The following is a 9,815-nucleotide window of genomic DNA, read 5'->3' as shown; positions in this document are numbered from 1 at the left end:
GTTTAAAGCCCGCTATGATAACGAACCTTGGGTAAAAAAATGGATCGATATGGCCATTCGCATTGAAGGCACTAACAAAACCTTCGGTGTCCATGCCGCTGGGGTAGTAATTTCTTCCGAACCTTTGGATCAAATTGTACCGTTGCAAAAAAATAATGATGGGGCGGTAATTACCCAGTATTACATGGAAGATGTGGAAGCCATGGGTCTATTGAAAATGGACTTTTTGGGCTTGAAAAATCTGACCACCCTACAGCGAGCAGTGGAGTTAATAGCAGAAACCAAGGGTGTTCAATTGGATTTAGATGATTTGCCTTTACAGGAACGAAAAGCTTTACAAATTCGCGCCCGCACCGGTTCAAAAAAGTTACCCGATGATGTAAAAAAGACTCACAAATTACTGGAAGCAGGGGATTTAGAAGGTATTTTCCAGTTGGAATCCCAGGGCATGAAACAGATTGTGCGGGATCTAAAACCGTCGGGCATTGAGGATATTTCATCCATTTTGGCTTTATATCGTCCTGGACCATTGGATGCAGGGTTAATTCCTATTTTCATTAACCGTAAACACGGTCGGGAAGAAATTTCCTATCAACATAAACTGTTGGAACCCATTCTCAACGAAACTTATGGAGTTCTCGTGTACCAAGAGCAAATCATGAAAATGGCTCAGGATTTAGCTGATTATTCCCTAGGAGAAGCGGATTTGTTGCGGCGGGCGATGGGCAAAAAGAAAGCTGAAGAAATGCAAAAACATCGGGCGAAATTTGTCGATGGTTCCACTAAACATGGAGTTCCTTCCCGCACGGCGGAAAATTTGTTTGATCAAATGGTTAAGTTTGCCGAATATTGCCTCAGTTTTGACAGCGAAATTTTAACCGTTGAGTACGGCCCATTGCCCATTGGTAAAATTGTGAGCGAAGAAATTAATTGTTCTGTGTATAGCGTTGATCCGGAAGGGAGAGTTTACACCCAGGCGATCGCCCAATGGCATGACCGGGGAGAGCAAGAAGTATTTGAATATGAATTGGCTGATGGCTCTGTGATCCGTGCTACCCCAGACCACCGCTTTCTCACCACCGATTATCAACTGTTGGCGATCGAAGAAATTTTTAACCAGCAACTGGACTTGCTAACCTTGACAAATGTTGAGCAAACTGCAGAAGCCCTTGACAGCCATAGTCTGTTCTCTCCATTGCTTAATCCTGGGAGGATAAAATAAATATTATGTACCAAACTGCGTCCCAATTTGAAGCACAAATGCCCAATGCCAAATTACTGCTAAGCGATGAGCCGGAAATGGAAAGCTCCCTACATTCAGACCAATTAATGTTGTTGGTAGCTTGCTTAGATTGGCTGTGGCGCGATCGCCAAGATTACTTTATTGGGGCAAACTTAACCATTTATTTCAGCCGTCAACAGCTCAAAAATCGAGATTTTCGTGGTCCAGATTTCTTTTTAATTAAAGGGGTTGAAAAAACTCCCCGTCCTTCCTGGGTAGTGTGGGAGGAAGACGGTCAATACCCAAACTTAATCATTGAACTTTTGTCTAGCAGCACTGCCTCAACTGACCCTAGCCTAAAAAAGCAACTTTACCAAGACCGTTTTCGCACTCCGGAATATTTCTGGTTTTCCCCTGATACCCTAGAATTTGAAGGCTTTCGCCTAGTCGGTCATCGCTATGAACCAATTCCCCTGACTGGGACAGGACAACGCTGGAGCGAGGAATTAGAACTTTTTATGGGCATAAAAAATGGACAATTAAGGTACTTTTTCCCTGACGGAGCCTTGGTGCCCACTCCCCAGGAAGCGGCGGAAACAGCCCAGCAACTACTTCAACAGGAAAAAAGCAGGGCCGATCGCCTAGCTAACTACCTCATATCCCAGGGGATTGACCCCGATCGCCTGGGGGATGACTGAGGGGGGAGTCCGCAATTCTAACCGAGGAAAGGATTACAATGTGGAGGCGATTTAATTGATCACACTCCCATTGCCCTGCCCCCATGACCGACGTCCCCGTTAGCCGCATTCGCAATTTTTCGATCATTGCCCACATTGACCACGGTAAATCCACCCTGGCCGATCGCCTGTTGCAGGTGACAGATACGGTGCAACAACGGGAAATGAAGGAGCAGTTCCTGGACAATATGGATTTAGAACGGGAGCGGGGCATTACCATCAAGCTCCAAGCCGCCCGCATGAATTACAAAGCGAAGGATGGCCAGGATTACGTGCTGAACTTGATCGACACCCCGGGCCATGTGGACTTTTCCTATGAAGTATCCCGGTCCCTGGCCGCCTGTGAAGGGGCGTTGCTGGTGGTGGATGCGTCCCAGGGGGTAGAAGCCCAAACCTTAGCCAACGTTTACCTAGCGTTGGATAATAACCTGGAAATTATTCCCGTTCTCAACAAAATTGATTTGCCCAGTGCGGAGCCAGACCGGGTAGCGGCGGAAATTGAAGAAGTGGTGGGGCTAGATTGCACTGACATCATCCAAGCTTCTGCCAAGGCCGGTATTGGGGTGAACGACATCCTCGAGGCGATCGTCCAACAGGTTCCTCCCCCGGCCGATACGGTAGACCAACCCCTGCGGGCCTTAATTTTTGACAGTTATTACGACGCTTACCGGGGGGTAGTGGTTTATTTCCGGGTGATGGACGGCCAGGTAAAAAAAGGCGACAAAGTACGACTGATGGCCTCCGATAAGGAATACGTCATTGATGAGTTGGGGGTTTTGTCCCCCACCCAAGTGCAGGTGGAAGCATTACACGCTGGGGAAGTAGGCTATTTTGCGGCGGCGATTAAAGCGGTGGCCGATGCCAGGGTTGGGGATACCATTACCATGGCCAATGCTCCAGCAGCGGAGGCCTTACCAGGTTACACCGAAGCCAACCCCATGGTTTTTTGTGGGTTATTCCCCATCGATGCGGATCAATATCCCGATTTAAAAGATGCGTTGGAAAAGTTAAAACTCAACGATGCGGCCCTGTCCTACGAACCGGAAACTTCCAGCGCCATGGGTTTTGGTTTCCGCTGCGGCTTTTTGGGTTTACTGCATATGGAAATTGTCCAAGAGCGGTTGGAGCGGGAATATAACCTGGATTTGATCACCACTGCCCCGTCGGTAATTTACCGGGTCACCACCACCGAGGAAGAAGTGATTGAGGTGGATAATCCTAGTCTATTGCCCCCTATTCAAAAGCGTTTGAAGGTGGAAGAACCGTTCATCAAGGTGGAAATGATTACCCCGGAAACCTATGTGGGGACGTTGATGGAACTGTGTCAAAGTCGGCGGGGGGTCTTCAAAGATATGAAATTTTTCACCCAAACCCGCACCGCATTGATCTATGAATTGCCCTTAGCAGAGGTGGTGACGGACTTTTTTGATCAACTTAAATCCCGTACCAAGGGCTATGCCAGCATGGAGTATCAACTAATTGGCTACCGGGAAAATCCCCTAGTTAAATTGGATATTTTAGTCAATGGTGATGGGGTGGACGCCCTGGCCATGATTGTCCACCGGGATAAGGCCTATTACGTTGGCCGAGCCATGGTTAGTAAGCTGAAGGAGTTAATTCCCCGTCATCAATTCAAAGTACCCATCCAGGCGGCGATCGGGGCCAAAGTCATTGCCAGTGAGCATATTCCCGCCCTGCGTAAAGACGTATTAGCTAAGTGCTATGGCGGTGATATTTCCCGTAAGAAAAAGCTGTTGCAAAAACAAGCCAAGGGGAAAAAACGCATGAAGGCGATCGGGACGGTGGATGTGCCCCAGGAAGCGTTTATGGCGGTGTTGAAGCTGGATGCCCAATAGTTTTAGATAACTAGCTGAATTCCTGAACAATTTATACTTAGTTATCGAAATATTTAAATGGTTTTCTGAGGGGGCGCTCATCGCTTTTTTTCGGGAAGAGGCCTCGGTATGATATCCAAACCCATCAATACTTTTTGGGTATCTGATAAGTTACCAATTATCCTCCGTGTCGGTAAAGGTCTCTCTTTAACTAAAGTTGGGACGACGATAATATTGTGTTTGACAACCTCTTCTGTTTGTTGGTAAACGTCAATCACTTCAATTTCATGGCGGCCGTGGAGATATTCTTCACAGATTTTCTCTATGTTTTGTAAAGCTTTCAAGGACTGGAACCTATTTCCTGCAATGTAAAGCCGCAGGACATAATACTGTTCTTCAGATTCAGCAACAAATTGCTCAAATACTTCTTTGATTGTGGGCTTTGAATCCTCTGGATCAGTCATTTTGATAACCTAAAATGATAAATTTTCTAATCCATAGGGGATAAAATTTGTAACCCAACTAGTACTTTTTCTGTGTTAGATAAATCACCAATAATTTTTTTGATTGGTTCGGGCAACTTTCTCACTAACGTAGGCAAGGCTAAAATACTATCTTCGATCGCCAACTCGGGATGTTGGGTCAAATCGATGATTTCAATTTGGTATTGGCCGTTTAGATATTCCTCACAAATCCTTTTTAAATTCGCAAAAGCGGTGAGGGATTTGGAGGTTTGTCCCGCTACGTACAGGCGCAGTTGCCAAATCTCTGGGTTTTGATTATCAAGTGAATCGTTTGAATTTGTCATAGTGGACGGCTCCTCAGTCCTCAGGGATTTTAGTGAATGTGACGAGATTTTTGGATCAGATTACGATTGGCTAACATCGTTTGTTTGAATTCCTCCTCTTCCAACATTAGTACTTCTAGTTCCTCATCTTGACTAGTTAATTTCATTTGCAGAGCATCAATTTCCGCCTGCAGTAAATATTTTTTTCGCTCAAAATTGCGTTTTTCCAGCTCCAGGACTTGTTGTCGTTTTTTGGCGATCGCCTCTTCTTGTAACATCTGATTAATTCTTTGGGTGCCGGTTAAAACTTGCCCATCTCCAATGTAAGCTTCAATTAAATCTACCCCATCACTGCTCAGAATGAATTCCCGCACTTGATTAGAGTGCATCATGCCCCTGGATTTCAAAATATAGAGAATGCGATTTCGTTCTCCATTTACCTTCAGGGTCTGTAACTCCAGCCAGGTATCCATCAAAGAGGACACCCCAATCTCTGTTTGTTCATTATCATAGCCCACATTGCCCCCAGTCAAATCCGTTAAAAAGACGGTAATTTGTTGGCTTTTTAAGTAATCAATTAAGCGCATAAAAAAGTTTTTCGTTTGATTTAAGCTTCCACTCATAATCAAATTACTCATGGGGTCCACAATCACTAAATTCGGTTTAAAATCCCTAACCCAACTATGGATCTTAAAGAGTCGCATTTCCAAATTATAATTAGTGGGGCGAATAGCATCAAATTGCAGTAATTCACTTTCTAAATAAGGAGATAAATCTAAACCGATAGATCTTAAATTACGGCAAATTTGTTGGGGGGATTCTTCCGTGGCGAGATATAAACACCGTTCCCCCCTCAGGCAAGTAGCTTGGGCAAAAAATGATGCTAGGGTGGTTTTGCCTGTGCCGGCCCTTCCCGTTGCTAAAATACTACTACCCCGGTAATAACCTTGCCCGCCGAACATTTCATCTAACTGGGGAATACCAGTGGAAATTCGCTCTTGGGAAACACTGTGATTGAGCACCAGGGAGGTGATGGGCAACACTGAAATGCCATTTTCTTCAATTAAAAAAGGATACTCATTATTGCTATGGCGTGAGCCTCGATATTTAACAACTTGAATGGTTCTGGTGGCAATTTCTTCCACTGTTTTTTGATCAAGTTTGATAACACAATCAGACACATACTCTTCCAAGCCCTGCCTGGTTAAATTCTTGTCGCCCCGTTCCCCGGTGATAATGGCAGTAACGCCTTTTTCCTTTAACCAATGGAATAAACGTCGTAATTCTGACCGGACAATATTGGCATTATCTAAACCAGAAAAAAGGACTTCAATTGTATCTAACAGGATCCGTTTTGCACCAATTTTGTTAATGGCATAACCCAACCGAATAAAGAGAGCTTCTAGGTCATATTCTCCCGTTTCTTCAATTTCGCTGGCTTCAACATAAATGTGATCGATAAAAATCTTTTCTTTGGCAATTAAATCTTGTAAATCCCAACCCAAAGAAGCCACGTTTTGAGTGATTTCTTTAGCACTTTCTTCAAAAGTGACTAAAACCCCTGGCTCTCCATATTCGATCGCTCCTCGCACCAAAAATTCCACTCCAAACAGGGTTTTACCACAGCCGGCGGAGCCACAAATGAGGGTTGGCCTTGCCTGGGGTAAGCCGCCGTTGGTAATTTCATCAAAACCTTGGATGCCAGTGGGACATTTAATTAGAGTGAGACTCTGGCTACTATCTGTCATAATTTTTATGGAGCCAAGTAAAGTTAATTGATAAATTAATAGGAATAATTCTAACGAAAATTGATCCTTAAATTTTTAAAAATTATTAAATTTGCCCGTAAGCATTACCAATGGTATTTAAATCTATGTCGTAATTTTGTGCTCAGAGTATTGCCAAAATTAACCTGCCTAGGTTGAGCAGTAACTGCGCCGTGGGCATGGCTACTCCGATCGCCGTTAACTGCTCAACAAAGATTAATTCCCACACCAGCAAGACCCTAGCCAAGTATTGCGGAATTTTGCCCACTCCCTTGTTTGATTTATAGATGACGATGGAGGTGCTCCCATTGTCCCATACAGCCACGGCAATAGTATCCATTAAAATAGCGATCCCCAGCTACTACAATTAAGTTATTCCTCCCTCAAACATTCCTTGCACCATGGCTGAAAAACTATCTTCTTTGCAACCAGCCCCAAAAATTTCTCAGCGGCTTTCCCTTCTAGGGGCTGGGGGCATAGTTCTAACCATGGCGATCGCCGTTATCGGTATTGGCCAAGGATTGCGTACCATTAGCCCTTGGCTCCGCATTAACAATGGTGAGGCCAAAGCGGAAATTTCTACCCTCGTAGTGCAACAAATCCGGGCAGTCAGTCAATTAACCACCACAATTTTTGCCATGGAAACCGTAGTCCCCACTAGCCAGGAACGGCAATGGGGCAATTTCACCTTGGGGCGCACCGATTTGCTCTATATCGGCTACGGAGAAGTACGGGCCGGCATCGATCTGGAACAGTTGGATGAACAAAACATTGAACAAAGGGGCGAAAAGCTGATTATTACCCTGCCACCACCGCAGATTCTTGACCAAAAAATTGACGTGGAACGCTCCCGCATCTACCAATACGACCGGGGATTTTTGAACCTAGGTCCCGACACCGCCCCGGAGTTACAAAGTTTAGCCCAAAGACAAACCCTAGCTAAAATCACCGCTGCCGCCTGTGACCAAGGCATTTTAGACCGGGCCAATGAACAAGCAGAAATTGCCGTGGGTAGTCTACTTAGGGGAACAGGCTACACAGAAGTAGAAATTAAAACTAGTATTCCCGACATTTGTGCCCCATCCAGTTCATCGTAAAATATCAAGTCCAAAGATTATCAAAACATGGCGCTGAAAAGCTACGTCAAAGAGGAGTCTATTTTTCGTTCCCGTGTTCGCTCTGCTTAAGTAAGTCAAGTTTACCAATTTACCATTTAAAAGGCCAGAATAATTAGTCCTGAGCAAGGACAAAAAGACGGTGAAATGGAAAGTAATCAAGATTATCGTAGAGAATGTCAGCAAACAAGAGTTTTTTCTAGATTATGTACGATTACGAACGGGCGATTCCGTGGTTAATTTGTAGAATGCGGGCATGTTAGAGTCCAAAATTCTTTTTAAAAAACGGCTTGTGGGTTAGACCAAATCCTTCTTTGGCAAGGGGTTACAAGTAATTAATTAAGTTTTTTAGGTTTATATAGCTGATTGAATCAAAAATAAGACATATCTGCGGGTGACAATGCTTGTTTCACGAACTTAATGGGAGTTTGTTTTACCTCGATCTTCTTCTGATCAACCGTGCTTGACTGTATTCAATTCAATATTTGCCAGGGTTCTATTTTAACTATATTTTTCTGACTTATGGTCAAACGATCACTCCAAGCTACCCCTGCCGGAATTCAACAGGCGAAAAGATCTTTCACGATCAAGGGTTGGACCCAAGAGGATTTGGCCGCCGAAGTTAATCTTAAAACCCGTCAACCGATTTGGCGTTTTTTCACTGGACAACCAGTTGATCGCCATGTTTTTATGGACATCTGCTCAATTTTAAATTTGGAATGGCGAGAAATTGCTGACAATCCACCAGCGGAATTTCCAGGACCGGGAGAGAAAAGTTTTCCCATAAATGTTGAGATCGAAATTTTAGCGGAACAAACCCGTTCTCAATTGCGGGAAATCATTGAAAATCAATGTGGTATTTTACAACTTTTGGATATTAGCCACCCGGTTAATATCAATGATATCTATATTGATGTTAATGTTTTAAAAAAAATTACTAGTCAGCAATATTTGGCGATCGCCGATCTTGAAAATCTTGATCCCAGAAACTTTAATCGGGTAGGATTGGGAGATGTGGAACAACAACAAATTGCTGGTATAGAAGCGGCTAAGGTCCATACTAAGCTCAGGGTATTGGGTCGTCCAGGAGTCGGAAAAACTACTTTTTTAAAACATTTGGCGATTCAATGCAATCAAGGTAAATTTGCTCCCCATCAAGTGCCTATTTTTATTTTTTTAAAAGAATTTGCTGAGGATTCTAGGCAACGAGATAAATTCAATTTAGCTTATTATATTGGACATAAATTACATAAAGAAGGAATCAACAATAGTTCAGTCTTCAAAAAACTATTACAGGAAGGAAGAGTTTTGCTTTTGCTTGATGGTCTAGATGAAGTATTGGAAAATGATCTTGATGAAGTTTTAAAGGAAATTCGTAAATTTTGCGAACAATACTACAAAAGTCGTTTCGTCGTCTCCTGTCGTACCGCTGCCCAAAAGTTGCAGTTACAAGGTTTTACCGATGTGGAAATTGCCCCCTTTACCCAAGAACAAATAACAACCTTTGCTCAAAAATGGTTTGTGGCCCTTACGAAAACAACCTCGTCGATGGGAAAAAATCAATCAAATCAATTCATCGAAAAGTTAGACCTACCGGAAAACTGGCAGTTTCGACAGTTGGTCGTTACTCCCCTATTTTTGCATTTAGCCTGTTGGGTTTTTCAAAATCAGGGTAAATTTCCCATCAAGCGGACAGAGTTTTATAAACAAGGACTGGATTTACTTTTGGGTAAATGGGATGAAGCCAAGGGCGTAGCTAGAGATAGCATTTATCGAGGCTTTTTATTGCCCCAAAAAATCAAACTACTAAGTAAGTTAGCCTATATTACCTTTGAGCAAGAACAATATTTTTTTGAACAAAGTGTGATCGAAAATTATATTGGTGATTATCTGCAAAATCTACCAGGGGAAAATCTAGAACCAGAGGAATTACAGTTTGAAAGTGAGGCTATCTTAAAGGCAATCGAAGCTCAGCATGGTTTGTTAATCGAACGGGGTAGGGGGATCTTTTCTTTTTCTTACTTAGCTTTTCAGGAATATTTAACAGCTCGGACAATTGTGGCAGATTATAATCTGAGAGCATTAGAAAAATCCTTAGAAGGTTTAGTCAATCATGTAACAGACGCCCATTGGCGGGAAGTATTTTTGTTGACCATGGCCATGTTAAGAAGTGCGGACTCCCTAGTACAGTTAATGAAACAGAAAATTGACGCTTTGGTCGCTGAGGATCCATACCTGCAGGATTTTTTGCAGTGGGGGAGTCAAAAATCTCAACAAATTTCCGATCAAACCCAGCTTGTTACCAAAAGAGCATTTTATTTAGCCATGGCAAAAACTCCCCAGGCTAGGGCCC

Annotated in this window: 8 protein-coding genes and 1 pseudogene; 5 read left to right on the top strand and 4 right to left on the bottom strand. The window is 43.4% G+C overall.

Features of this window, described 5'->3' with window-relative positions; translation table 11 throughout:
* The 3 genes and pseudogenes from IQ219_RS11365 to lepA all read left to right on the top strand — a co-directional run.
* Positions 1–1,222: pseudogene (locus IQ219_RS11365) on the top strand (trans-splicing intein-formed DNA polymerase III subunit alpha N-terminal partner DnaE-N); the annotation flags it as partial.
* A 5-nt stretch (positions 1,223–1,227) separates the two neighbouring features.
* Entirely contained in the window at positions 1,228–1,920 is a 693-nt protein-coding gene (locus tag IQ219_RS11360; protein ID WP_194072671.1) for a Uma2 family endonuclease, read from the top strand.
* A gap of 83 nt (positions 1,921–2,003) precedes the next feature.
* The gene (gene lepA / locus IQ219_RS11355) at positions 2,004–3,815 is read left to right on the top strand and encodes a translation elongation factor 4 (RefSeq protein ID WP_194072670.1); all 1,812 of its coding nucleotides are present in this window, start codon (positions 2,004–2,006) and stop codon (positions 3,813–3,815) included.
* A gap of 77 nt (positions 3,816–3,892) precedes the next feature.
* On the opposite strand, the gene IQ219_RS11350 is transcribed toward lepA, so the two are convergent.
* From IQ219_RS11350 to IQ219_RS11335, 4 genes are all read right to left on the bottom strand, one after another.
* Positions 3,893–4,258: a circadian clock KaiB family protein gene (locus tag IQ219_RS11350; RefSeq protein ID WP_194021141.1), complete on the bottom strand. Its 366-nt coding sequence runs from the start codon at positions 4,256–4,258 to the stop codon at positions 3,893–3,895.
* Between the two features lie 26 nt (positions 4,259–4,284).
* Positions 4,285–4,602 (bottom strand): circadian clock KaiB family protein, encoded by a 318-nt coding sequence (locus IQ219_RS11345; protein WP_194072669.1) that lies wholly within the window; start codon positions 4,600–4,602, stop codon positions 4,285–4,287.
* A gap of 29 nt (positions 4,603–4,631) precedes the next feature.
* Entirely contained in the window at positions 4,632–6,329 is a 1,698-nt protein-coding gene (gene kaiC, locus IQ219_RS11340) for a circadian clock protein KaiC (RefSeq protein WP_194072668.1), read from the bottom strand.
* 142 nt (positions 6,330–6,471) lie between these two features.
* The gene (locus tag IQ219_RS11335) at positions 6,472–6,687 is read right to left on the bottom strand and encodes a hypothetical protein (protein WP_194072667.1); all 216 of its coding nucleotides are present in this window, start codon (positions 6,685–6,687) and stop codon (positions 6,472–6,474) included.
* Positions 6,688–6,748: 61 nt separating this feature from the next.
* On the opposite strand from IQ219_RS11335, the gene IQ219_RS11330 reads away from it, so the two are divergent.
* Both IQ219_RS11330 and IQ219_RS11325 read left to right on the top strand, forming a co-directional pair.
* Complete coding sequence (locus IQ219_RS11330; protein ID WP_194072666.1) at positions 6,749–7,444, top strand: DUF4230 domain-containing protein; 696 nt, start codon at positions 6,749–6,751, stop codon at positions 7,442–7,444.
* Between the two features lie 540 nt (positions 7,445–7,984).
* Positions 7,985–9,815 (top strand): NACHT domain-containing NTPase (locus tag IQ219_RS11325; RefSeq protein WP_194072665.1); only part of this gene is annotated, 1,831 nt, incomplete at its 3' end.

This window comes from Synechocystis sp. LEGE 06083 (assembly GCF_015207725.1).
Classification (GTDB): Bacteria; Cyanobacteriota; Cyanobacteriia; order Cyanobacteriales; family Microcystaceae; genus Synechocystis; species Synechocystis salina.
Note: the sequence above shows the minus strand (reverse complement) of the source record. Positions and strands in the feature narration are given on the sequence as shown.